This window comes from Burkholderia sp. Bp8992, from assembly GCF_003853705.1.
Lineage (GTDB): Bacteria > Pseudomonadota > Gammaproteobacteria > Burkholderiales > Burkholderiaceae > Burkholderia.
In genome coordinates this window covers 196,470-220,796 of sequence record NZ_QTQI01000009.1, presented here as the reverse complement: position 1 = coordinate 220,796, position 24,327 = coordinate 196,470, and the positions used below count along the sequence as shown (strand labels likewise).

Annotated in this window: 19 protein-coding genes; 9 read left to right on the top strand and 10 right to left on the bottom strand. The window is 68.2% G+C overall.

Features of this window, described 5'->3' with window-relative positions:
• Nucleotides 1–87: 87 nt before the first annotated feature.
• The 3 genes from DIE03_RS16140 to DIE03_RS16130 all read left to right on the top strand — a co-directional run bounded on the left by DIE03_RS16140 (nt 88) and on the right by DIE03_RS16130 (nt 3,543).
• Nucleotides 88–1,524 carry an aldehyde dehydrogenase family protein gene (locus tag DIE03_RS16140; RefSeq protein ID WP_124451969.1) on the top strand — a complete coding sequence of 479 codons (1,437 nt, stop codon included), beginning with the start codon at nt 88–90 and terminating at the stop codon, nt 1,522–1,524.
• A 121-nt stretch (nt 1,525–1,645) separates the two neighbouring features.
• Entirely contained in the window at nt 1,646–2,836 is a 1,191-nt protein-coding gene (locus DIE03_RS16135; RefSeq protein ID WP_124451967.1) for a nitronate monooxygenase family protein, read from the top strand.
• 65 nt (nt 2,837–2,901) lie between these two features.
• Nucleotides 2,902–3,543: an OmpW family protein gene (locus DIE03_RS16130; protein ID WP_124451965.1), complete on the top strand. Its 642-nt coding sequence runs from the start codon at nt 2,902–2,904 to the stop codon at nt 3,541–3,543.
• A 74-nt stretch (nt 3,544–3,617) separates the two neighbouring features.
• Here DIE03_RS16130 and DIE03_RS16125 read toward each other — a convergent pair whose 3' ends face one another.
• On the bottom strand, nt 3,618–3,821 hold the full coding sequence (locus DIE03_RS16125) for a DUF1289 domain-containing protein (RefSeq protein WP_124451963.1): 204 nt from the start codon (nt 3,819–3,821) through the stop codon (nt 3,618–3,620).
• Between the two features lie 372 nt (nt 3,822–4,193).
• On the opposite strand from DIE03_RS16125, the gene DIE03_RS16120 reads away from it, so the two are divergent.
• The 4 genes from DIE03_RS16120 to DIE03_RS16105 all read left to right on the top strand — a co-directional run bounded on the left by DIE03_RS16120 (nt 4,194) and on the right by DIE03_RS16105 (nt 8,276).
• Nucleotides 4,194–5,288 (top strand): polyamine ABC transporter substrate-binding protein, encoded by a 1,095-nt coding sequence (locus DIE03_RS16120; protein WP_124451961.1) that lies wholly within the window; start codon nt 4,194–4,196, stop codon nt 5,286–5,288.
• Nucleotides 5,289–5,374: 86 nt separating this feature from the next.
• A complete protein-coding gene (locus tag DIE03_RS16115; RefSeq protein ID WP_124451959.1) occupies nt 5,375–6,535 on the top strand; it encodes an ABC transporter ATP-binding protein in 1,161 nt (386 codons plus the stop codon).
• Nucleotides 6,532–7,458 (top strand): ABC transporter permease subunit, encoded by a 927-nt coding sequence (locus DIE03_RS16110; RefSeq protein ID WP_124451957.1) that lies wholly within the window; start codon nt 6,532–6,534, stop codon nt 7,456–7,458. Before DIE03_RS16115 ends, DIE03_RS16110 begins: the two co-directional genes overlap by 4 nt.
• A complete protein-coding gene (locus DIE03_RS16105; protein WP_124451955.1) occupies nt 7,455–8,276 on the top strand; it encodes an ABC transporter permease subunit in 822 nt (273 codons plus the stop codon). The genes DIE03_RS16110 and DIE03_RS16105 overlap by 4 nt, the downstream gene beginning before the upstream one ends.
• Nucleotides 8,277–8,372: 96 nt before the next feature.
• On the opposite strand, the gene DIE03_RS16100 is transcribed toward DIE03_RS16105, so the two are convergent.
• Genes DIE03_RS16100 through DIE03_RS16090 form a run of 3 tightly spaced genes read right to left on the bottom strand, consistent with a single transcriptional unit; the run spans nt 8,373 to nt 11,781 of the window.
• On the bottom strand, nt 8,373–9,179 hold the full coding sequence (locus tag DIE03_RS16100; protein WP_124451953.1) for a sulfite exporter TauE/SafE family protein: 807 nt from the start codon (nt 9,177–9,179) through the stop codon (nt 8,373–8,375).
• Nucleotides 9,180–9,197: 18 nt separating this feature from the next.
• Nucleotides 9,198–10,868, bottom strand: coding sequence for a bifunctional protein tyrosine phosphatase family protein/NAD(P)/FAD-dependent oxidoreductase (locus tag DIE03_RS16095; protein WP_124451951.1), 1,671 nt, complete (start codon nt 10,866–10,868; stop codon nt 9,198–9,200).
• Between the two features lie 28 nt (nt 10,869–10,896).
• On the bottom strand, nt 10,897–11,781 hold the full coding sequence (locus DIE03_RS16090) for an MBL fold metallo-hydrolase (RefSeq protein ID WP_124451949.1): 885 nt from the start codon (nt 11,779–11,781) through the stop codon (nt 10,897–10,899).
• A 253-nt stretch (nt 11,782–12,034) separates the two neighbouring features.
• On the opposite strand from DIE03_RS16090, the gene DIE03_RS16085 reads away from it, so the two are divergent.
• The gene (locus tag DIE03_RS16085; RefSeq protein ID WP_124451947.1) at nt 12,035–13,417 is read left to right on the top strand and encodes a sigma-54-dependent Fis family transcriptional regulator; all 1,383 of its coding nucleotides are present in this window, start codon (nt 12,035–12,037) and stop codon (nt 13,415–13,417) included.
• A 147-nt stretch (nt 13,418–13,564) separates the two neighbouring features.
• On the opposite strand, the gene DIE03_RS16080 is transcribed toward DIE03_RS16085, so the two are convergent.
• From DIE03_RS16080 to DIE03_RS16065, 4 genes are all read right to left on the bottom strand, one after another.
• Nucleotides 13,565–14,593, bottom strand: a complete 1,029-nt coding sequence (locus DIE03_RS16080) for a MerR family transcriptional regulator (protein ID WP_124451945.1) — start codon at nt 14,591–14,593, stop codon at nt 13,565–13,567.
• Nucleotides 14,594–14,713: 120 nt separating this feature from the next.
• A complete protein-coding gene (locus tag DIE03_RS16075) occupies nt 14,714–16,288 on the bottom strand; it encodes an efflux transporter outer membrane subunit (protein WP_124451943.1) in 1,575 nt (524 codons plus the stop codon).
• Between the two features lie 2 nt (nt 16,289–16,290).
• Nucleotides 16,291–19,437 carry an efflux RND transporter permease subunit gene (locus DIE03_RS16070; RefSeq protein ID WP_124451941.1) on the bottom strand — a complete coding sequence of 1,049 codons (3,147 nt, stop codon included), beginning with the start codon at nt 19,435–19,437 and terminating at the stop codon, nt 16,291–16,293.
• On the bottom strand, nt 19,434–20,543 hold the full coding sequence (locus tag DIE03_RS16065) for an efflux RND transporter periplasmic adaptor subunit (protein ID WP_124451939.1): 1,110 nt from the start codon (nt 20,541–20,543) through the stop codon (nt 19,434–19,436). The genes DIE03_RS16070 and DIE03_RS16065 overlap by 4 nt, the downstream gene beginning before the upstream one ends.
• A 178-nt stretch (nt 20,544–20,721) precedes the next feature.
• On the opposite strand from DIE03_RS16065, the gene DIE03_RS16060 reads away from it, so the two are divergent.
• Nucleotides 20,722–21,342 (top strand): TetR/AcrR family transcriptional regulator, encoded by a 621-nt coding sequence (locus DIE03_RS16060; protein ID WP_124451937.1) that lies wholly within the window; start codon nt 20,722–20,724, stop codon nt 21,340–21,342.
• A gap of 27 nt (nt 21,343–21,369) precedes the next feature.
• Here DIE03_RS16060 and DIE03_RS16055 read toward each other — a convergent pair whose 3' ends face one another.
• Nucleotides 21,370–23,103, bottom strand: a complete 1,734-nt coding sequence (locus tag DIE03_RS16055; RefSeq protein ID WP_221623691.1) for a ClcB-like voltage-gated chloride channel protein — start codon at nt 23,101–23,103, stop codon at nt 21,370–21,372.
• A gap of 103 nt (nt 23,104–23,206) precedes the next feature.
• Nucleotides 23,207–24,274 (bottom strand): YeiH family protein, encoded by a 1,068-nt coding sequence (locus DIE03_RS16045; protein WP_124451932.1) that lies wholly within the window; start codon nt 24,272–24,274, stop codon nt 23,207–23,209.
• Between the last annotated feature and the right edge of the window lie 53 nt (nt 24,275–24,327).

Here is a 24,327-nt window from a genome sequence, read left to right as displayed (position 1 = left end):
CTAAGGTCCTTTCGAATGGCTGTCAATCGACACGCCGGCCGACCGGAACGCTCGCTAGAATGTCGGCTTTCCTGGAGGCGGAAAGCGATGAAAATCTACGACCAGTTCTACATCGACGGCGCATGGCGCAAACCGGCCGGAACCGGCACGATCGATGTGATCGACTCGGGCACCGAGGCCGTGATCGGGCGGATTCCCGAAGGCGTCGCAGCCGACGCACATGACGCGATCCGCGCGGCGCGCGCGGCCTTCGATGCATGGGCGGCCACGCCGCCCGCGACGCGCGCGGGCTATCTGCGCAAGATCGTCGAACACCTGCAGGCGCGCAGCGAGGAACTCGCGCAATCGATCACCGGCGAAGTCGGAATGCCGATCAAGCTGTCGCGCGCGATCCAGGTCGGCGGCCCGATCTACAACTGGAAGGCGTACGTGAAGCTTGCCGAGTCGTTCGAATTCGAGGCACAGGTCGGCAACTCGCTCGTCGTGCGCGAGCCGGTCGGCGTGGTCGCGGCGATCACGCCGTGGAACTACCCGTTGAACCAGGTCACGCTGAAGGTCGCGCCGGCGCTCGCGGCCGGCTGCACGGTCGTCCTGAAGCCGTCCGAAGTCGCGCCGCTCAACGCGTTCATGCTCGCCGAAGCGATTCACGAGGCCGGGCTGCCGGCCGGGGTGTTCAACCTCGTGTGCGGCTATGGGCCGGTCGTCGGCGAGGTGCTGGCCACCGATCCGGACGTCGACATGGTGTCGTTCACGGGCTCGACGCGCGCGGGCAAGCGCGTGGCCGAACTGGCGGCCGCGGGCGTCAAGCGCGTCGCGCTGGAGCTGGGCGGCAAGTCGGCGTCGGTGATCCTGGACGACGCCGATTTCGCGGCGGCCGTGAAGGGCACGGTCAACGCGTGCTACCTGAACGCGGGACAGACCTGCTCGGCACACACCCGGATGCTGGTGCCGGAGGCACGCTACGACGAAGCGCGCGCGATCGCGAAAGCGGCGGCCGAAACGTACGTCGCGGGCGATCCGCGGCAGGACGCGACGCGCCTCGGCGCACTCGCGTCGGCCGTGCAGCAGCAGCGCGTGCAGGCGTACATCCAGCGCGGCATCGACGAAGGCGCGGAACTCGTGACGGGCGGCACGGGCCTGCCGGAAGGCGTGGCGCAGGGCTTCTTCGTGAAGCCGACGGTGTTCGGCCGCGTCGATCCGAAATCGACGATCGCGCAGGAGGAGATCTTCGGGCCGGTGCTGTCGATCATCACGTATCGCGATGAAGACGAGGCCGTGCGCATCGCGAACGATTCGCCGTACGGGCTCGGCGGCGCGGTGTGGGCCGGCAGCGACGAACGCGCGATGCGCGTCGCGCGCCGCATCCGCACGGGACAGGTCGACATCAACGGCGGCACGTGGAACATGGCCGCGCCGTTCGGCGGCTACAAGCAGTCGGGGCACGGCCGCGAGAACGGCGTGTACGGGCTCGAAGAGTATCTCGAGTACAAGTCGATGCAGTTGAAGCCGGCGAAGCCCGCCTGAGCGCTTCGCGTGGCATGAAACGGAAACGGCGCGCGCGCGCCGTTTTTTTATTGACGGCCGTCAAGGTGCGCGTCGCTGGATCGTCGATCATCGCGGTTCCGATGTTCCGACGAGGTTTCAGATGACCGTACGCACTTCCTTTCCGCCGCTGACGATTCGCGGCCGCACCTTGCTGCCGGTCGTGCAGGGCGGCATGGGCGTCGGCATCTCCGCGCACCGGCTGGCCGGCAGCGTCGCGCGCGAAGGCGCGGTCGGCACGATCGCGAGCATCGACCTGCGCCACCATCACGCGGACCTGCTCGCCCGCTGCCGCGCGCAACCCGATCGCGCGACGCTCGAAGCCGCGAACCTCGAGGCGCTCGCACGCGAGATCCGTCTCGCGAAGACCTACGGCGAAGGGCGCGGCATGATCGCGGTCAACGTGATGAAGGCGGTGAGCGCGCACGCCGACTACGTGCGTGTCGCGTGCGACGAGGGCGCGGACGCGATCGTGATGGGCGCGGGCCTGCCGCTCGATCTGCCCGACCTCACGCAAGGGCACGACATCGCGCTGATCCCGATCCTGTCGGACAGCCGCGGGATCGCGCTGGTGCTGAAGAAGTGGATGAAGAAGGGACGCCTGCCCGATGCGATCGTGATCGAGCATCCGGCGCATGCGGGCGGCCACCTCGGCGTCACGCAGATCGACGACATGCACGATCACCGTTTCGACTTTGCGCGCGTGCTCGACGAGACCGCGCAGGTGATGGCGTCGCTCGGTCTCGAGCGCGAAACGATTCCGTTGATCGTTGCGGGCGGCGTCAACAGTCACGACACGGTGCGCGCGGCATTCGCGGCCGGCGCGAACGGCGTGCAGGTCGGTACGCCGTTCGCGGTGACGGAAGAGGGCGATGCGCATCCGCACTTCAAGCGCGTGCTCGCCGACGCGACGCCCGACGACATCGTCGAATTCGTCAGCGTGACGGGGCTGCCCGCACGCGCGGTGAAGACGCCGTGGCTCGATCGTTACCTGCGCAACGAGACGCGCATCCGCACCAAGCTCGGCGCGCTGAAGCAGCGCTGCCCGACCGCGCTCGAATGCCTGAGCGTTTGCGGCCTGCGCGACGGCATCGAGAAGTTCGGCCACTTCTGCATCGACACGCGGCTCGCGGCCGCGCTGCGCGGCGACGTCGCGAACGGGCTGTTCTTCCGCGGCCGCGAAGCGTTGCCGTTCGGCCGTGCGATCCGCAGCGTGCGCGATCTGCTCGACCTGCTGCTGACCGGCAATGCGACCGAGCCTGCGGCAAACCGTCCCACGTTTACGCTGGCTTGATGAATATCAAGATGGCGAAAAGACCCTACGGAGAGAATGGAAACCATTCTTTGGGGGTCCGTACCATGCATAAAACGATTCGAACTTGTGTCACCGCTGCCGCTCTCGCGGCGAGTCTGCTCGCGATGCCCTCGCTGTCGCACGCGGCATCGCCGGGCGACGGCATCAACCAGGGTGACGTACTGGTTCGGCTTCGCGCGATCAGCATCCAGCCGAACGAGCGCGCGAGCGACACGCTCGGCGCAATCAACACGGGCGTGAACAACGCGATCGTGCCGGAGCTCGACTTCACGTACATGATCCGCGACTACCTCGGTGTCGAGTTGATCCTCGGCACGTCGCGGCACCAGCTGACGTCGAGCCTCGGCAATCTCGGCGGCGTGGGCGTGCTGCCGCCGACGCTGCTGCTGCAGTATCACTTCAACCATGCGGGCAAGGTGCGTCCGTACGTCGGCGCCGGGTTGAACTACACGTACTTCTACAACAACGGGCTGAACGTCGGCGGGGAAGGCGTGTCGATCAACAAGAGCAGCTTCGGTCCCGCACTGCAGTTCGGCGTGGACGTGCAGCTGACGAAGAAGGTGTTCATGAACGTCGACGTGAAGAAGATCTGGATGAGCACCGATGCGACGCTGGGCGACAAGGGCATCGGCACGCTGCACATCGATCCGCTGATCGTCGGCGTGGGCGTCGGGATGAAGTTCTGACGCGGCAGGAAAAGAACAGAGTTGGGGTTGGCGGCATGGCGGTCGGCATGCCGCTTTTTTTATGTCCGGCGGATTTACAGCTTGTCGTACTGGAAGCGCATCGCGGTGCCTTCGCGCGAGATGCGCTCCCACACCGCGCGCTTTTCCTCGTCGCTCAGGAATACCCAGTTCGACACTTCGGCGGCCGTGCGGCCGCAACCCTTGCAGACTTCGTCGAAGAGGGTCGAGCACACGCCGATGCAGGGGCTGTCGGGCAGGTCGTGGAGATTGGAGGCCATCGGAAGGGTTCGCGCAGTTGAATCGTCAACCGCCATTTTAATGCATCGCAGCCGCCGGGTCGGGCGACGCCGGCCGGCATGCTGTCCGGCCGCGCGCCCGGTGCGCGAACGCGGTTTCGCCATCGCCTGTTTTTCCCGGTGGACAGACGCCGATTACCCGATAGAATTCCCCCGGAACGCCCCGCCGCACGGGCGGCCCGACGGGCCGGCGGCGGGAATCTGTTCCGTTTGCGCGACACCGGCATGATTTTTTTGTGACGGGGCGCGAATGATGGTAGTTTTCGGGGTTTTCGAGGGGCGGCGCGCCAGAATGCGCCGCCATGACGAGGCAGACGGCAGCCGGGCAACGCGTCCGGCCGGAGGGAGAACGGGATGAAAGCAAAGGTAGTGGGCCGGTTCGCAGCGCTCGCGCTGTGCGTGGGTGCGTCGGCGGCAGCGGCGAAGGATACGCAGCTCAATGTCTATAACTGGTCGGACTACATTGCGAAGGACACGATCCCGAACTTCGAGAAGCAGGCGGGCGTGAAGGTCCGCTACGACAACTACGACAGCGACGACACGCTGCAGGCGAAGCTGCTGACCGGCAGCTCGGGCTACGACATCGTCGTGCCGACCAGCAACTACGCGGGCAAGCAGATCGCCGCCGGCATCTTCACGCCGCTCGACAAGTCGAAGCTGCCGAACCTCAAGTATCTCGATCCGCAACTGATGGCGCTCGTCGCCGGCGCGGATCCGGGCAACAAGTACTCGGTGCCCTGGGCGTACGGCACGACCGGTCTCGCGTACAACCTGACGAAGGCGCAGCAGGCGCTCGGCAAGGCGCCGCTCGACAACTGGGACATCCTGTTCAAGCCGGAAAACATCTCGAAGCTGAAGAGCTGCGGCGTGTCGGTGCTCGACGCGCCCGACCAGATGTTCGCGGCGACGCTGCACTACATCGGCAAGGATCCGATGAGCACGAACCCGGCCGACTACAAGGCCGCGATGGAAGTGCTGAAGAAGATCCGTCCGTACATCACGCAATTCAACTCGTCGGGCTACATCAACGACCTGGTCGGCGGCGACATCTGCTTCGCGTTCGGCTGGTCGGGCGACGTCGTGATCGCGAAGCATCGCGCGATCGAGGCGAAGAAGCCGTACAAGGTCGAGTACTACATTCCGAAGGGCGGCGCGCCGGTGTGGTTCGACGTGATGGCGATCCCGAAGGACGCGAAGAACAAGGATGCCGCGCTGCAGTGGATCAACTACATCGAGGATCCGAAGGTGCACGCGGCGATCACGAACGCGGTGTACTACCCGAGCGCCAACGCCGAGGCCCGCAAGTACGTGCGGCCCGACGTGGCGAACGACCCGGCCGTCTACCCGCCGGCCGACGTCGTGAAGACGCTGTTCCTGCTCAAGCCGCTGCCGCCTGAAATCCAGCGTCTGCAGACGCGTCTGTGGACCGAGCTGAAGTCGGGCCGCTGACGCGAGCCGAAGTGAACCAGCAGTCATGAAGCCCCTGGTGCCCCCGGGGGCTTTGTTCGTCTAACGCAGGAGAGAAGCAGCACATCATGAATAGCCAGTCGGGTGCGCCGGTTGCGGCCGCGCCGTTCTCCGTTTCCTCCTCCGGCGCCGATGCGCGCGCCGAGAATTTTGTCCAGATCGTCGACGTCGTCAAGAAATTCGGCGACACCGAAGCCGTGCGCAGCGTCAACCTGACCGTGCGCCAGGGCGAGCTGTTCGCGCTGCTCGGCAGCTCGGGCTGCGGCAAGTCGACGTTGCTGCGGATGCTCGCGGGCCTCGAGACGGTCACGTCGGGCAAGATCCTGATCGACGGCGAGGATCTCGCGCAGATGCCGCCGTACAAGCGGCCCGTGAACATGATGTTCCAGTCGTACGCGCTGTTCCCGCACATGTCGGTCGAGTCGAACGTCGCGTTCGGGCTGAAGCAGGAAGGCACGCCGAAGGCCGAGCTGAAGGAACGCGTCGCGTCCGCGCTCGAACTCGTGCAGATGAGCAAGTACGCGAAGCGCAAGCCGCATCAGCTGTCGGGCGGCCAGCAGCAGCGCGTCGCGCTCGCGCGTTCGCTGGTCAAGCGCCCGAAGCTGCTGCTGCTCGACGAGCCGATGTCCGCGCTCGACAAGCAGATCCGCCAGCGCACGCAGATCGAGCTCGTCAACATCCTGAACAAGGTCGGCGTCACCTGCATCATGGTCACGCACGACCAGGAAGAAGCGATGACGATGGCCAATCGCCTCGCGGTGATGAGCGAAGGCCAGATCGTGCAGATCGGCTCGCCGAACGAAGTGTACGAATACCCGAACAGCCGCTTCTCGGCCGAGTTCATCGGCTCGACGAACCTGTTCGACGGCGTGACCGTCGAGGACGAGCCCGACCACGTGTACATCGAATCGCCGGAGCTGCCGAGCCGGCTGTACGTGAGCCACGGGATCTCGGGCCCGCTCGGGATGCCGGTCACGGTGTCGGTGCGCCCCGAGCGGATCGCGCTCACGCGCAAGCCGCCCGAAGGCGCGTTCAACTGGGCGCGCGGCCGGATCAGCAACGTCGCGTACATGGGCGGCTATTCGCTGTATCACGTGAAGCTCGACGGCGGCAAGACGGTGATCGCGAACGTGTCTAGCCTCGCGATTTCCGAGCTCGACACGCCGGCGCTCGGCGACGAGATCTACGTGCGCTGGAGCGCGACGGCCGGTGTGGTGCTGACGTCATGAATGCGTTCAAGTCCCTGCTCGAGTGGCCGGTGCGGCGCTTCAACCTGACGGGCGCGTCGGCGGTCGTCGCCGGGCCCTTCACGTGGCTCGTGCTGTTCTTCCTCGTGCCGTTCGTGCTGGTCGTCAAGATCAGCTTCGCGGAGCTGCAGCTCGGCATTCCGCCGTACACGGAACTCGCGTCGTACACCGACGGCGTCGTGCACGTCGCGCTGAACCTGTCGCACTACGCGTTCCTGTTCACGGACAGCCTGTATTTCGCGACCTACGTGAACTCGGTGTGGGTGGCCGCGATCACGACGCTGCTGTGCCTGCTGGTCGGCTATCCGATGGCGTACTACATCGCGCGCTCGAATCCGGCGACCCGCAACCTGCTGATGATGGGCGTGATGCTGCCGTTCTGGACGTCGTTCCTGATCCGCGTGTACGCGTGGATCGGCATCCTGAAGAACAACGGGCTGCTGAACAACTTCCTGATGTGGGTCGGCCTCACGCATACGCCGATCGAGCTGTACCGCACGAACTACGCGGTCTACATCGGGATGGTGTATTCGTACCTGCCGTTCCTCGTGATGCCGCTCTATGCGCACCTCGTGAAGATGGACCTGCGCCTGCTCGAGGCCGCGTACGACCTCGGCGCGAAGCCGTGGAAGGCGTTCGTGCAGATCACGCTGCCGCTGTCGAAGAACGGGATCATCGCGGGCTGCCTGCTGGTGTTCATCCCGGCGGTCGGCGAGTACGTGATTCCGGAGCTGCTCGGCGGCGCGAACACGCTGATGATCGGCCGCGTGATGTGGAACGAGTTCTTCAACAACGCAGACTGGCCGATGGCGTCGGCCGTGACCTGCGCGATGGTGCTGCTGCTGCTCGTGCCGATGGCGATGTTCCAGCACTTCCAGGCGAAGGAACAGGGAGGCCGTCGATGAAGCCGAATCGTTACCTGCAGTTCGCGGCGCTGTTTGCCGGCTTCGCGTTCCTGTACATCCCGATCCTCAGCCTGATCGTCTACTCGTTCAACGAGTCGAAGCTCGTCACCGTGTGGTCGGGTTTCTCGTTCCGCTGGTACGCGGCGCTCGTGGAGGATGACGAGCTGCTGACGGCCGCATGGCTGTCGCTGAAGATCGGCGTGCTGACCGCGTTCGCGTCCGTGTTCATCGGTACATGGGCCGGTTTCGTGCTCGCGCGCATGGGACGCTTTCGCGGCTTCGCGCTGTTCAGCGGGATGATCAACGCGCCGCTCGTGATCCCCGAGGTGATCCAGGGGATCTCGCTGCTGCTGCTGTTCATCGAGCTCGCGAAGTGGATCGGCTGGCCGGCCGAGCGCGGCGTGTTCACGATCTGGCTCGGCCACGTGATGCTGTGCATCTCGTACGTCGCGATCATCGTGCAGTCGCGCGTGCGCGAGCTGAACCCGTCGCTGGAAGAAGCTGCGCTCGATCTCGGTGCGACGCCGCTGAAGGTGTTCTTCACGATCACGCTGCCGCTGATCTCGCAGGCGCTGATCGCCGGCTGGCTGCTGTCGTTCACGCTGTCGATCGACGATCTCGTGCTGTCGGCGTTCCTGTCGGGCCCCGGCTCGACGACGCTGCCGCTCGTCGTGTTCTCGCGTGTGCGCCTCGGCCTGAACCCGGAGATGAACGCGCTCGCGACGCTGTTCATCGTCGCGGTGACGGCCGGCGTCGTGATCGCGAACTTCGTGATGCTGCGCCAGGAACGCAAGCGGATGGCAGGATACGCGGCCTGATCCACAGGTTGCGGCCGCAATGAAAAACGCCCGGTGCCGACGACGAGTCGGGCCGGGCGTTTTGTTTGGGGGCGTGGATCCGTTGCCGCATTCGGCTCAAGCGCCGAACGCCGCCTTCGCCAGCAACCCGAGTGCCACGCAGACGAGCACGGCCGCGAAGCCGGCCTGCACGTGCCGCGCGGCGAGGTGGTGCGACGCGACGCGGCCGGCGGCCATGCCGAGCGCGGTCGCGACGGTGAACCACAGCGTCACGTCGAGCGGCGCGCGCGTGCCTGCCAAGAGCGTCGCGAGTACGCCGCCCGTGCCGACCAGCGCAATCACCATCAGCGACGTCGCGACCACGCCGTGCATCGACACGTTCGTGAACTTGCGCAGCATCGGCACGATCACGAAGCCGCCGCCGACGCCGAGCAACCCCGTCATCAGGCCCGTCACCGCGCCGGTCGACGCGAGCGCGACACCGACCGGCCAGGACCAGACGAGCCGGCCCGTGTCGGGGTTGATGCGGCCGACGCACAGCGGCGACGCGTCCGCATCGGCGGGGGCGTGCCGCAGCGCCTGCCGCAGCAAGCGGCCGGCGACGACCAGCATCGTCAACGCGAACAGCGTGAGCAGCAGGCGCTGCGGCAGCACGTGCGCGAGCCGCACGCCGAGCGTGGTCAGCGGCACGCCGGCCACGGCCATCAGCAGCGCCGCGCGATAGCGCACGAGCCCGCGGCGGAAGCCTTCGAGCGCGCCGAGCGCGGCGCTGCCCGCCACCGCGACGAGGGCGACGGGCGTGGCCTGCTGCATCGGCCAGCTCATCCCGACGACGAGCGCGGGCACCGCGAGAATGCCGCCGCCGGCACCGGTCAGGCCGAGCACGGCGCCGACGAAGCCGCCCAGTACGAGGGAAATCAACATGACGTCATCGCGCTCCGGTCAACGTGCGACGGCGGGCTTCGCGAGCCATTCGCGGCCCTTGAGCATCGCCTTCCAGTAGAGCGGCGGCAGCACGCGTTCCTTGAGCAGCCACGCGAGCCGCGACGGGCGCTTGCCGTCGATCAGCCACGCGGGGAAGGTCGGCGCGACCTTTCCGCCGTACAGGAACTCGGCGAGCACGATCTTGCCGCGCTCGACGGTGAGCGGGCACGAGCCGTAGCCGTCATATGCGGCGTCGCCGTGCGCGCGGCCGAGCGACGCGAGCAGGTTGTGCGCAACGACGGGCGCCTGCTTGCGGGCGGCCGCGGCCGTTTTCGCGTTGGTCGTGTTGGTGGCGTCGCCGAGCGCGTAGATGTCCGGAAAGTGCTTGTGCCGCAGCGTCGCCGGATCGACGTCGATCCAGCCGGCCGCATCGGCGAGCGGGCTCGATCGCACGAAATCGGGCGCCTTCTGCGGCGGCACGACGTGGATCATGTCGAACGCACGCACGACGGTTTCCTTGCCGCCATCCGGCAGCGCGCGCGTGAACGTCGCCTGGCGCGCGGGGCCGTCGATCGCGACGAGGTTGTGGCCGAACGACAGCGCGATGTCGTAGCTTCTCACGTACTCCATCAGCGCGGGCACGTAGTCGGCGACGCCGAACAGCGCGCCGCCCGCATTCAGGAACTCGACGTTCGCGGCTTCGAGGCGGCCCGCGCGACGCCAGTGATCGCACGACAGGTACATCGCCTTCTGCGGCGCGCCCGCGCACTTGATCGGCATCGGCGGCTGCGTGAAGAGTGCATTGCCGCCGCGGAACGCGCGCACGAGCGCCCACGTGTACGGCGCGAGATCGTAGCGGTAGTTCGACGTGACGCCGTTGCGGCCGAGCGTGTCGGCGAGACCGTCGATCGCGTGCCAGTCGAGCTTGAGCCCCGGGCACACGACGAGCTTGCGATAGCCGATGCGGCGGCAGCCGTCGAGCACGACCGTGTGCGCGTCGGGTTCGAAGCCCGCGACGGCGGCCTGGATCCGGTGTACGCCGCGCGGCAGCACGTCGGTCATCCGGCGCGCGGTGGTTTCCGGCTGGAACACGCCCGCGCCGACCATCGTCCAGCCGGGCTGGTAGTAGTGGATGTCGGCCGGATCGATCACCGCGATGTCGAGCGACGCGTCGCGCGCGAGCAGGCTCGATGCAACCGCGATGCCGGCCGCGCCCGCGCCGACGATCACGATGTCGTGGCGCGCGTCGACGGCCGGTGCCGCCTGACGGCCACCCGGTGCGATACGCGATGCCAGCGCGCTCAGGTCGTAGCCGGCTGCGCCGGCGGTGGCGACGATGTCGCTCAGCGGACGCAGCGCCGCTTGCGACAACGCCCACAGCGTGGCCGACCGCGTGCCGCTGCGGCAGTACGCGAGCACCGGCCCGTCGAGCGACGCGAGCAGCGCGCCGAACCGCGCGGCCTGTTCGTCGGTCACCTTGCCGGTATCGACCGGCAGGTCATGCACGTCGATGCCGAGCGGCGCGGCGGCCGCGCGGATCTCGGTGACGGTCGGCTGGTCGGCGCCTTCGCCGTCGGGCCGGTTGCAGATGATCGCGCGGATGCCGGCCGCGTGAAGCGCGGGCAGGTCGGCTGCCGCGATCTGCGGCGAGACCGACAGCGTGTCGGTCAGCTTGCGGATGGTCGTCATGTCGGGGTTCTCGGTGGGGTGCAGGCGCTCAGATCGCGTCGAGCGGGATCTTCAGGTAGCGCACGCCGTTGTTCTCGGGTTCGGGCAGGTGGCCGGCGCGCATGTTGACTTGCACCGACGGCAGCATCAGCACGGGCATGTCGAGCGTCGCGTCGCGCGCGGTGCGCATTGCGACGAAATCGTCCTCGGTCACGCCGTCCTTCACGTGCACGTTCGCGCGGCGCTGCTCGGCGACGGTCGTCACGAACTGCACGTCGCGGCCGCCCGGCTGGTAGTCGTGGCACAGATACAGGCGCGTGTCGGGCGGCAGCGCGAGCACGCGCGCGATCGAGCGGTACAGCGTGCGCGCATCGCCGCCGGGGAAGTCGCAGCGGGCCGTGCCGTAGTCGGGCATGAACAGCGTGTCGCCGACGAACGCCGCGCGCTGCGTCGCGTCGTCCACGCAGTAGGTCATGCAGGCGGGCGTATGGCCCGGCGTATGCAGCGCGCGGATCGTCAGCGCGCCGAGCGCGAGCGTGTCGCCGTCGTCGACGAGCCGGTCGAACTGGCGGCCGTCTTCCGCGAAGCCCGGGCCCGCGTTGAACAGCGTGCCGAACACGTGCTGCACGCGGCGCACGTGCGAGCCGATCGCAATCCGGCCGCCGACCCGTGCTTTCAGGTAGGGCGCGGCCGACAGGTGATCGGCGTGCACGTGCGTTTCCAGCAGCCAGTGCACGGTCGCGCCGAGTTCGGCTACGCGGGCGATCAGCCGGTCCGCGCTGGTGGTGCGCGTGCGGCCGGAGTTCGGATCGTAGTCGAGCACGCTGTCGATCAGCGCGCACGCGCGGCTCTCGGTATCGAGCAGGAGATAGCTGACGGTGTGGGTCGCCGGGTCGAAAAAGCCTTCGACCGACAGGGCGGGGGCGTTGCTCACGGGGTGTCCTCGATCGGGTTCTGCATCTGCAATCGGGGTCTTTGTCTCAAGAAGCGTGCCAGGCTGCGACAAGGCACTCGCCGATGTGCCAGCGGCTTGATTCGACTCGGATTTCCGGCGTGCCGGCGGTAGCATGAAGGTGTCGCTGGCGTCCGCTCGAGGATGAGGACTGCCATAACTGGCAGTGTCGTGGCAGAATTGGCAGTCAGCCTGGCAGTCCGCCCGGGCGCCTCTTCACCGAGCGAGCCGCCGCATGAATCCGCACGACACCATCCCGATCGTTCCCGCGCCGCGTCGCGACGCGATGCCCGACGTGCGCGCGCTCGTCGCGTATCTCGAGCAGGACCCGCAGCCGATGATCGTCGTCGATCCCGACTACCGCATCCTCGCGGCGAACGATGCGTACCGGCGCCAGTTCGGCGTGGCGGGCGTCGAGCACGTGGGCCGGCACTGCTTCCAGGTGTCGCATCACTACGACGTGCCGTGCGACCAGGCCGGCGAGCATTGCCCGATGAAGCAGGCGCTCGAGTCACGCGGGCTGAATCGCGTGCTGCACATCCATCACACGCCGCGCGGCCCCGAGCACGTCGACGTCGAGCTGCGGCCGATCTTCGATGCGGACGGCAACGTGATCGCCTATGTCGAGCGGCTGACGACGGTGCGCAGCGCGTCCGCGCAGCCGAGTGCGGAAGGGCTCGTCGGCGGCGCCGACGCGTTCAATGCGGCGCTCGGCGCGCTGCAGCGCGTGGCACCGTCGACGCTGCCGGTGCTGCTGCTCGGCGAATCGGGCACCGGCAAGGAGCTGTTCGCCCGCGCGCTGCACGAGGCGAGCGATCGTGCGATGGGGCCGTTCGTCGTCGTCGATTGCTCGGGGATTGCCGAGACGTTGTTCGAGAGCGAACTGTTCGGCTACGAGAAAGGCGCGTTCACGGGCGCGAACCAGCGCAAGCCGGGCCTCGTCGAAACCGCGCAGGGCGGCACGCTGTTTCTCGACGAGATCGGCGACGTGCCGCTGCCGATGCAGGTGAAGCTGCTGCGGCTGATCGAGTCGGGCACGTTCCGGCGCGTGGGCGGCGTCGAGGCGCTGCGCGCCGATTTCCGGCTCGTCGCGGCCACGCACAAGCCGTTGCGCGAGATGATCGACGACGGCCGGTTCCGGCAGGATCTTTACTACCGGATCAACGCGTTTCCGATTCCGCTGCCGGCGCTGCGCGAGCGGCGCGGCGACGTCGCGCTGCTGGCCGAATCGATCCTGCGGCGCATCGCGAATGCGCGCGGCAAGGCGGGCGATGCGAGCGCGCGGCCGTACGTGCTGACCGAGCGCGCGCGAGCGTGCCTCGATGCGTATGCATGGCCCGGCAACATCCGCGAACTGCGCAACGTGCTCGAACGCGCGTGCCTGTTCGCGGACGACGGGACGATCCGCGTCGAGCATCTGCCGGCCGAACTCGTCGCGGCCGCGGCGGCGCCGCAGGATCGCGCGGCGGACGGGCGCGGGCTGTCGGATGCGGAACTCGTGCGCATCGCGCGCACGTTCGACGGCACGCGCAAGGCGCTTGCCGAGCAGGTCGGGATGAGCGAGCGGACGCTGTACCGGCGGATGAAGGCGCTCGGGCTCGGTACGCGCGATCGGTGACGCCCGCCAGAGCCGCGTTCGGCGGCGTCGAGCGGAAGGTGACGGCAACGCTCGACGGCCGGCCCGACTGGCAAGTGCGCGACCGAGCGTCAGTGGCGACGCGGGCGGCACGCGAGCAATTCGGCCGCCGCCCGCCCCGTCACACGCTCAACGCACCGGCGCAAGCTGCGCCATCGCCTCGCGCACGAAACCGATCAGCGTGTCGTCGGTCCACGAGTCCTTCGTGAGCGCCGGCTCGTTCATCAGCGCCTGGCGGAATTTCGCATGCGTGGCCGGATCGTGGCCCGCATAGCTGCAGAACAGCTCGAGCCAGCGCTGCGCGAGCGCGCGGCCTTGCGGCGAATCGGGCTTCACGTCGGTGTCGATCGCGTCGCGCACGTCGCCCATCAGCTGCGGCCACTCCATCGCGCGTTCGCCGTAGTGGGCCCGCATGAAGCGGATCTCGTCCGGCGCAAGATACTTCTCGAAGATCCGCATCTTCGTTTCCGCCGACGCGCGCAGCACATAGTCGCGCAGTTCGGTCGAAATGCCGATCTTCGACTGCATCGCCGGCTCGTGCTCGTGCATCAGGTTCAGCTTCGCCAGCAGCCGCGGATCGTTGTTCGTGTCGCGCACGAGCAGCGCCATCCAGCGCGACGCGAGCGTACGCGCGCGCTCGTCCTCGGCGGGCACGCCCGCGTCGTGCAGCGCACGGACCTCGCCGACGAGCGCGATCCATTCCGCGTCGCCCGTCTGGCTCTTCCGGTACATCGGCATGCGCGCGAGTTCTTCCTCGGAGAAATATTTGTCGTACACGGTCATCAACTCCAGTGTGGTGAGCCAATCGGCCAGTTCCGGCTCCGTGCCCGCCGCGAGCTGCGCATGCAGGTTCACGAGCCGCTCGCGCAGCTGCGCGGTCTGCGCAAGCTGGCGGTCGAGCAGCGCGATCTGCTTCGCGACGAGCTCGACGAGCGGGGTGCCGGGCTGGTTCAGGTGGTCGCCGATTTCGGTGAGCGACAGGCCGAAGCGACGCAACGCCTGGATCTGGTGGAGCCGGGCGATGTCGTGGCGGTCGTACAGCCGGTAACCGTTGTCGGCGCGCGCCGAAGGCGTCAGCAAACCGATCGCGTGATAGTGATGAAGCGTGCGGACGGTCAGCCCGCTGCGTTTCGCCAGTTCTCCCACTTTCAGTCGCATTCGTTCCTCCGTTCGGTACGCACACTGGAGTCTCGAACGTTACGCTACGTGAGGGTCAAGCGGAAGTTCGGCGATCGGGCGCGCGGGGCCGTGCGGCACGCGCCCGATCGAGGAGCCGGCTTATTGCGGCGAAGGCGTGGTGTCGGGCGTGGCCGCGCGGGCTTCGCGGCCGCCTGTGCCGTCGCCGGCCGCGTTGCCGTTCTGGCCGGGCTGGCCGGCTTTGTCGTCCTTGCCGGTCGGCGGCGTGCCCATCGCCTGGTAAAGGCGCGCGGTATCCGCGAACCGCGCGCCGGTCGCGCGGATCTCGTCGAGCCGCGCATTGCGGTACTGCAGTTCGCTCGCACGCGCGGCCGACGGCGGCAGTGCGCCGAGCCGCACGCGGGCGGCCGCGTCGTCGTAGGCGCCGCGCGCGGAAAGTGCGGCACGCGACGACGCATCGAGCGCTTCCGCATCGTGTTCGAGCGCCGCCAGCGAATCGGCGACGTTCTGGAACGCGCCGAGCACGGCCTGCTTGTACTGGTCGACCGCGGCCTCGTAGGTCGCCTTCGCCGCGCGGCGCTGGGCGAGCAGCGCGCCGCCGTGGAAGATCGGCTGGCTCAGCGACGCACCGACGTTCCAGATCGCGCCGGCACCCGACAGCATCGTCGGCCAGCTGAAGCCGCCTTTGCCCATGGCCGCCGACAGCGACAGCTGCGGGAACATCTGTGCGGTCGCGAGGCCCACTTCGGCTGCTGCTGCCTTCAGCCCCGCATCGGCCGCCTGGATGTCCGGCCGGCTTTTCAGCAGGTCGGACGGCACGACGACGGGCACCTGTTCGGGCAGGTGCAGATCGGCGAGCGTGAGGTCGGCCGGCGGCCGGTCGGGCGTGCGGCCGACCAGTACCGCGAGCGCATGGCGCGCCGAGTCGCGCTGCTGGCGCAGCGCGGGCAGGCTCGCCGCGAACGTGTCGGCGCTTTGCCGCGCGTTCAGCGCGTCGCTGCGCGATGCCGAACCGAGCGCATGGCGGCGTTCGGCGTCGTGCGCCTGGTCGTTCGCGAGCGCGACGAGCCGCTCGGTCGTGTCGATCTGCGCATTGAGCACCGACACGGTGATCGACGCGGTGACGATGTTCGCGGCGAGCGCGCGCCGCGCGGATTCGAGCTGGAACGCGCTGACGTCGACGCGTTTCGCGAGCGAACGGTTCGCGAAGCGCGACACGCCGAACAGGTCGACCGTGTAGCTCGCCTGCAGTTGCCCGACGAACGTGTCGTACAGCAGCGTCGGCGCGCCGAGCGCGGGAATCGGCACGCCGAGCGCGCGCTGGCGCGTGGCCTGGCCGACTGCGTCGATCGACGGCAGCATCGAGCTGCCGATCTGGCCGCGCAGCTGTTCGCGCGCGGCATCGAGCGAATGCGACGCCGCGCTCAGCGTCGGGCTGTTGCGCAGCCCTTCGTCGACGAGCGCGTTCAGCGCATCGGAGCGGTACTGCTTCCACCAGTCGGGCACCGGCTGCGCGCCGACGTCGAACTGCTGCGCGACGCCTTGCGCGGACACGGTCTGCTGGACTTGCGGCACGCTGCCGTAGTGCGCGGGCGACGGCATTGCGGGCGGCTCGCCGCTCGGCGCGAACCACGCGCAGCCCGCGAGCGGGCCGGCGAGGCTCGCCACGGCAAGCGCCCGCACGGCTTTCGTTTTCAGGGTCATCGATCGATCCATGGTCAAGCTCCCGACGGCGCGGCAGGCGTGGCGCCTGGCGGCGGCCCGTCCTGCGGGTCGCGTTCGTCGCGCTTCACGCGGAACCACGTCGCGTACAGCGCGGGGAGGTAAAACAGCGTCAGCACGGTCGCGCTCGTGATGCCGCCCATCAGCGCGGTCGCCATCGGCCCGAAGAAGTTCGAGCGCAGCAGCGGGATCAGCGCGAGCACGGCGGCCGCGGCCGTCAGCGTGATCGGCCGGAAGCGCCGCACGGTCGCCCCGATGATCGCGTCGACGCGCCCGTGGCCGACCGCGATGTCCTGCTCGATCTGGTCGACGAGGATTACCGAGTTGCGCATGATGATCCCGAACATCGCGATCACGCCGAGCATCGCGACGAAGCCGAACGGCTGGCCGAACAGCAGCAGCGTCGCGACCACGCCGATCAGCCCGAGCGGCGCGGTCAGCACGACCATCAGCACGCGCGAGAAGCTCTGCAGCTGGATCATCAGCAGCGTGAACACGGCGATCGCCATCAGCGGCATCTGCGCATTGATCGACGTCTGCGCCTTCGCGCTTTCCTCGACCGAGCCGCCGATGTTGATCTGATAGCCGACCGGCAGCTGCGCGCGCAGCGCGTTCAGCTTCGCGTCGACCGCATGCGTGACGTCGATGCCCTGCGCGCCGGCGCGCACGTCCGACTGCACGGTGATGGTCGGCTGGCGGTCGCGCTCCCATACGACGCCGTATTCGAGCGTCGGCGTGAAGCGGCCGAGCGAGCCGAGCGGCACGGGGCCGTTCGGCGTCGGCAGCGCGAGGCCCGCGAGCTTCGCCGGATCGACGCGGTCGGCGCGCGGCGCGCGCAGGTCGACCGCGATCAGCTTGTCGCGCTCGCGATACTGCGTGACGGTCGTGCCGGACAGCGTCATCGCGAGGAAGCTCGACACGTCCTGCGACGTGACGTTCAGCTCGCGCGCCTTCTTCTGGTCGATCTCGAAGCGCACCGAGCGCTCGGCCGGCTCGTCCCAGTCGAACTGCACGTTGACCGTGCGCGCATCGCCGCGCATCGTCGCCGCGACCTTCTCGGCGATCGAGCGGACCGTCGCGATGCTGTCGCCGCTCACGCGGAACTGCACCGGATAGCCGACCGGCGGGCCGTTCTCGAGCCGCGACAGCCGCCAGCGCACGGCCGGGAACGTGTCGCGCAGCGTGGTTTCGAGCCAGGTCGCGAGCTTCTCGCGATCCTCGACCGATTTCGCGGTGATCACGAACTGCGCGAAGTTCGGCAGTTGCAGCTGCTGGTCGAGCGGCAGGTAGAAGCGCGGCGCGCCGCTGCCGACGAAGTTCACCGAATGGTCGATCTCGGGGCGCTTGTCGATCGCTTTCTCGAGGCGCTCGGTTTCGCGCAGCGTCGCCGCGAACGACGCGCCTTCGGGCAGCCGCAGGTCGACCAGCAGCTCGGGCCGGTCGGAGCTCGGGAAGAACTGCTGCGGCACGAGCGTGAAGCCCATCAGTGCGACGACGAAAAGGGCGCCGGTAACCAGCAGCACGACGAAGCGCCGCTCGATGCACCAGTCGATCCAGCCGCGCAGCCGCCGGTAGAAACGCGTGTCGTAGATGTCGTGCTCGTGGTCGTCGGGCAGGTGTGCCTCGTGCGCGTGCCGCTTGCGCTCGGGCAGCATGTGATAGCCGAGCAGCGGGATCAGCACGACGGCTGCGAACCACGACGCGATCAGCGCGATCGCCGACACTTCGAAGATCGAGCGCGTGTATTCGCCGGTGCTCGATTTCGCGAGCGCGATCGGCAGGAAGCCCGACACCGTGACGAGCGTGCCCGTCAGCATCGGGAACGCGGTGCTCGTGTACGCGAACGCGGCGGCGCGTGCGCGGCTGTAACCCTGTTCGAGCTTCACGGCCATCATCTCGACCGCGATGATCGCGTCGTCGACGAGCAGCCCGAGCGCGAGCACGAGCGTGCCGAGCGATACCTTGTGCAGCCCGATGTCGAACAGGTACATGAAGAGCGCGGTGACCGCGAGCACGACCGGAATCGAGATCACGACGACCATCCCGGTGCGCAGGCCGAGCGACACGAGGCTCACGACCAGCACGATCGCAACGGCTTCGGCGACGGCTTCGAGGAAGTCGTCGACCGAATGCGAGACCGCGTGCGGCATGCTCGACACCAGCGTCAGCTTGAGGCCGGCCGGCAGCTGCGCCTGCAGGTCCTTCGATTCCGCGTCGAGCGCCTTGCCGAGCCGGATCACGTCGCCGCCCGGCTGCATCGTGACGCCGATGCCGAGCACGGCTTTGCCGTTCGTACGCATCTGCGTGACGGCCGGGTCGTCGTAGCCGCGCTTCACGGTCGCGAGATCGCCGAGCCGGAACGTGCGGCCGTTGATGCGGATCACCGTGTCGGCGATCGCGTCGACGTTGTCGAACTGGCCGCTCGGCCGCACGAACACGCGATCGTCGGCGGTCGTCAGCACGCCGGCCGACGAGATGTCGTTCTGCGCGTTGATCGCCTGCCCGAGCTGCTGCGGCGAGATGCCGAGGCGCGTGAGCTGGGCGTTGTTGACCTCGATGAAGATCCGCTGGTCGGGGTCGCCGAAGTAGTCGACCTTGCCGACGCCCGGCACGCGCAGCAGCACGGTGCGCAACTGGTCCGCGTAGTCGTGCAGTTGCGCGGGCGTGAAGCCGTCGCCCTCGAGCGTCCAGATGTTGGTGTAGACGTCGCCGAACTCGTCGTTGAAGAACGGGCCCTGCACGCCGGGCGGCAGCGTGTAGCCGATGTCGCCGACTTTCTTGCGGATCTGGTACCAGGTCTCGGGCACGTCCTTCACGGGCGCCGAATCCTTCATCGTGAAGAAGATCAGCGATTCGCCGGGGCGCGAATAGCTGCGCAGGAAGTCGACGGCCGGCGTTTCCTGCAGCTTGCGGCCGATCCGGTCGGTCACCTGTTCCTGCACCTGCCGCGCACTCGCGCCGGGCCAGAACGTCCGGATCACCATCACGCGGAACGTGAACGGCGGGTCTTCGGATTGGGCGAGCCGCGTGTACGCGAGAATGCCCGCGAGCGTCGCGAGCGCGATCAGGTAGACGACGAGCGCCTGGTGGCGCAACGCCCACGCCGACAGGTTGAAGCGGCCTTCTTCATGCGGAGTACTCACGATGCGAAGTCCTCCGGATGCAGCGGCGCGATCGCGCGCACTTTCTCGCCCGCGCTGACCGTATGCACGCCCTGCAGCACGACGCGCTCGCCCGGCTGCAGCCCGTGCGACACGGTCACGGTGCGCTCGTTGAAGCGCGCGACGTCGACGCGGCGCAGTTCGAGCGTGTCGTCCTTCGTGCGCACGACCCACACGGCCGGTTGCGCGCCGTCGTGGAACAGCGCGGTCGCGGGCAGCGTGATCGGCTGCGCGTTGTCGGCGGCCGGTGCGCCGTCGAACGCGACGTTCGCGGTCATCCCGAGGCGGATCGCCGGATCGGGCGTGGCGAGCGTGAGCTTCACGCGATAGGTGCGGCTTTGCGGATCGGCGGCCGGCGCGATTTCGCGCACCTTGGCGGCAAACTGGCGGCCCGGCAGCGACGGCAGCGTGACGGTCGCCGCATGGCCGGGCGCGAGCGAGGCGAGCGCAGCCTCGGGCACGTCGCTGACGACATCGACGTCGCCCGACCACGCGAGCTGGTAGACCGGCTGGCCGGCCGACACGTTCTGGCCGGTGTCGGCCTGTTCGGCGGTGATGAAGCCCGCGTGATCGGCGACGAGCGTCGCGTAGCGGAGCTGGTTCTTTGCGAGCGCGAGCTGCTGCTGCGCCTGGTCGCGCTGCGCGAGCGCCGACGTATAGCTGTTCTGGGTCTGTTCGAGCTGCGCGGTCGCGATCAGGTTTTCATGCGCCTGCGCACGGTCGCGGTCGAGCTGCTGCTTCGCGAACGCGAGACTGTGCGTCGCGGCATCGAGCTGCGCCTGCGCGCTCGCGGCGTTCTTCTCGACATCGGACGGATCGAGCAGCGCGACGACCTGGCCGACCTTGACCGTATCGCCGAGCCGCACCTTGCGCTCGATGATCTTGCCGGCGATGCGGAACGACAGCGGCGTCGCATAGCGCGGCTGGATGTCGCCGGGGAGCGTGCGTGCGGTCGCGGCGGTATCGGCCCGCGCGGGCAGCGCGACGACGGGGCGCGGGGCGGGCGGCGCGGATTCTTTGGGATGACAGGCGGCAAGGACGAGCGCGACGCCGATCAGCAGCGTGGCGCGGAAACCGGAGCGATTCACGAAACCCCCAGGTGAGGTGGAGCGGAACGAGGTCGGCAAGCGCGGCGGGCGCTTGCCCCAGGCGGCGTCGGCACGGGCGTGCGGACGGCACATTCAGAAACTGTGGCGAATTCTAATACACACCTGTATCTGAATGCAAAGATGAATATGAAAGGGGAATGGTGCTAGACTGCGCGCCATGAAACCACAGCGCTTAACCCGCGAGCAGAGCCGGGACCAGACGCGTGAACGTCTGTTGACGGCCGCGCATCGCATTTTTCTGAAGAAAGGCTATGTGGCCGCGAGTGTCGAAGACATCGCGGCGGCGGCCGGCTATACGCGCGGTGCGTTCTATTCGAATTTCCGCAGCAAGTCCGACCTGCTGCTGGAGTTGCTGGAGCGCAACCACGAGGAGGTGCGGTCCGACTTCCAGGCGATTTTCGAAGAGGGGGGCACGCGCGAGCAGATGGAATCGATGGCGCTCGCGTATTACCGGACGCTGTTTCGCGACGACGAATACTCGCTGCTATGGGGCGAGGCGAAGCTGCAGGCGGCGCGCGACGCGAAGTTCCGCGTGCGCTTCAATCAGTTCCTGCACGGCAAGCGCGTACAGATGGCGGAATTCATCGAGCGCTTCGCCGAGCGCTCGGGTACGCCGCTGCTGCTGCCGGCCGATACGCTCGCGTTCGGGCTGATGTGCCTGTGCGACGGCGTGCAGTCGTATTACACGGCCGATCCGCAGCACGTATCGGTCGACGTGGCCGAATCGGTGCTCGCGGGATTCTTCGCGCGGGTCGTGCTGGGGCGCGCGCCGGACTGACCGGCGCGGGCGGATCGGCGGCGCGTGTCAGCGCTCGCCGGTCATCCGCCGGTACGCGTCGAGCAGCGAGGTCTTGTAGACGACGCCCGCGAGCGTCGGCTCGGCTTCGCTTTCGATCACCGGCAGCCGTTCGCCCTGGAACGCCATGAAGCGTTCGAGCGCGGTCGCGAGCGGCATGTCGGGCGTGAGGAGCGGAAACGGCGTATGCGCATAGTGCGCGGCCGTCTTGTCGGTCGTGTCGCGCTTGTCGAGCAGGTCCGACGTGATGTCCTTCAGCGCGACCGCGCCGCGGAAGCGCCCGGCGTCGTCCGTCACGTACAGGTACTTCACCGGGTATTCGAGAAACACGCGCGTCATGTCGGCAACGCTCGCCGTGAGCGGGACGACCGTCTGCGCGGGCTGGATCAGCTCGCGCATCTGCGTGGTGCGCAGCCGCAGCCGCTCCTGCGCGTCCTGGTAGTGGTGCTGCGTGATCTCGTACATCGACGTCGTGCCCGTCGCGCGCGCGACGAAATACGCGAACACGCACGACACCAGCAGCGGCAGCACGACCTGGTAGCTCAGCGTCATCTCGAAGATCATCAGGATCGCCATCAGCGGCGCCTGCGTGGCGCCGGCCATGAACGCCCCCATCCCCACGATCGCGTAAGCGAAATAGGCCGACGTATGGCCGGGCCACAGCGCTTCCATCGCGAGCCCGAACAGTGAGCCGAACACCGCGCCGACGAACAGCGTCGGCGTGAACACGCCGCCGATCGCGCCCGAGCCGGCCGTCGCGGCCGTCGCCATCACCTTGAACACGAGCACCGCGACGAGCGCCTGCCAGGTCCACGGCGAATGGAGGATGTGGTTCACGACGCTGTAGCCGTTGCCCCAGACGTCCGGAATCCATACCGAGATCACGCCGACGACGAGGCCGCCGAGCGCGAGCCGCACGGGCAGCGGCACCGGCAGCCGCTTGAACTGGTTCTTCGATGCGTCGAGCAGGTGCAGGAACTGCGGCGCAAGCACGCCGCACAGCGCGCCGAGCACGACGAACAGCAGGACCTCGGGGCCCGTGACGGCCGGAAACACCGGCATTTCGTACGGCGGCCGGTAACCGGCGAATTCGCGCATCACGATGTTCGCGACGACCGACGCGACGACCATCGGCCCGAAGCTTTCCATCGCGATCGTGCCGAGCACGATTTCCGACACGAAGAATGCGCCGGCGATCGGCGCGTTGTACGCGGACGTGATGCCGGCAGCGGCCCCGCAGGCGACCAGCAGGCGCAGGCGCGGCGGGTCGAAGTGCGCGAAGCGGCCGACCAGCGACGCGGCCAGCGCCGCGAGCTGCACCATCGGGCCTTCGCGGCCGATCGAGCCGCCGCTGCCGATCGTCAGCAGCGACGACACGCTGCGCCACAGGCTCTGCCGGACCGGCACGACGCCGTTGCCGAGTGCGACCGATTCCATGTAGTCGGTCTTGGCGGCCTGCCTGTCGCCGCGCGTCGCGAGCAGCAGCACGCAGCCGGCGAGGAAGCCGCCGGCTGCCGGCATCCAGAACCGTACGTACCACGGCAGGCTCTTGGCCATCTGCACGAAGCTGCCGCTTTGCCCGGAGACCAGGCGCTGCATCAGGTCGATGCCTTCGCGGAACGCCATCGTGGCAAAGGCGCCGCCGACGCCGACGATCGCCGACCAGATCAGCATCGTATGGGCGTCCGACAGGCGGAACAGCTTTTGGGCGCGAGTGCGCAGCTTCAGCAGGAACGAGAGCACGGCTGAAAGAGGGCGATGGAAAACGACGCGAAGCATAGCACTGCGCCGCGCCCGCGGGACTTCCCCGTCGGGCGCGGCGTGCGAACCGTCACGGACGTGCGGCTCAGCCAAGCCAGTGCTGCACGGCCCAGGTGATCGCGTAGCCGCCGGCGATCAGCCACACATACAGGATCAGGCCGGTCATCAGCGCCCGCGGGCCGGCGGCGCGGATCTGCGCGACGCGCGTCTCGATGCCGAGTGCCGTCATGGCCATCGTCAGCGCGAAGGTGTCGAGCACGTTCAGCGTATGCGTGACGGCGGTCGGCAGCACGTTCAGCGAATTGACGATCACGAAGCCGAGGAAGCCGAGCGCGAACCAGGGCACGGCCACCTTGCGCTTGCCCTGCGCGCCGCCGGCCGTTGCGCGGGCCGAGCGGGCGAGCCACCAGCCGAGCACCAGCAGCACGGGAACCAGCAGCATCACGCGCGTCATCTTCACGATCGTCGCGACGTGCGCGACCTCGGGGCTGATGTCGCTCGCCGCGCCGACCACCTGCGCGACTTCATGGATCGTGCCGCCGAAGAACAGGCCGAGGCCGGCCGGATCGAGGTTCAGCAGCCCGGCGTGATACGCGAGCGGGTACAGGAACATCGACAGCGTGCCGAACAGCACGACGCTGCCCACGGCCATCGCGCTCTGGTGCGGTTTCGACTGCAGCGTCGATTCGAACGCGAGCACGGCGGCCGCGCCGCAGATCGCGCTGCCGGCGGCGGTCAGCAGCGCCGCGTCGCGGTCGAGCTTCATCAGCTTCATGCCGGCCCAGGTGCCGATCACGAGCGTGCTGACGACGACCAGCACCGACACCGTGAGGCCCGGCAGGCCGACCTGCGCGATTTCCTGCAGGCTCACGCGCAACCCGAAGAACGCGACCGCGATGCGCAGCAGCTTGCGCGCGGAGAAATTGACGCCGGCCGCCCAGCTGGCCGGCATGCCGTCGCGCAGCGCGTTGCCGTACAAGGCGCCTGCGACGATGCCGACGATCAGCGGCGACAGGCCGAGCGCCGCGACCGCGGGCAGCTCGGACAGGCTCGTGACGGCGGCGGCGAACAGCGCGACGAACAGCACGCCGTTCAACTGGCCGCGCATCGACGGCGCGGCATGGCTGAGATGGGGAGTCGGGGCAGTGGACATGGAAGCACCGTGATGGAGCGTGTTGCGATGCTGTAATCCTAATTTCGTTATAT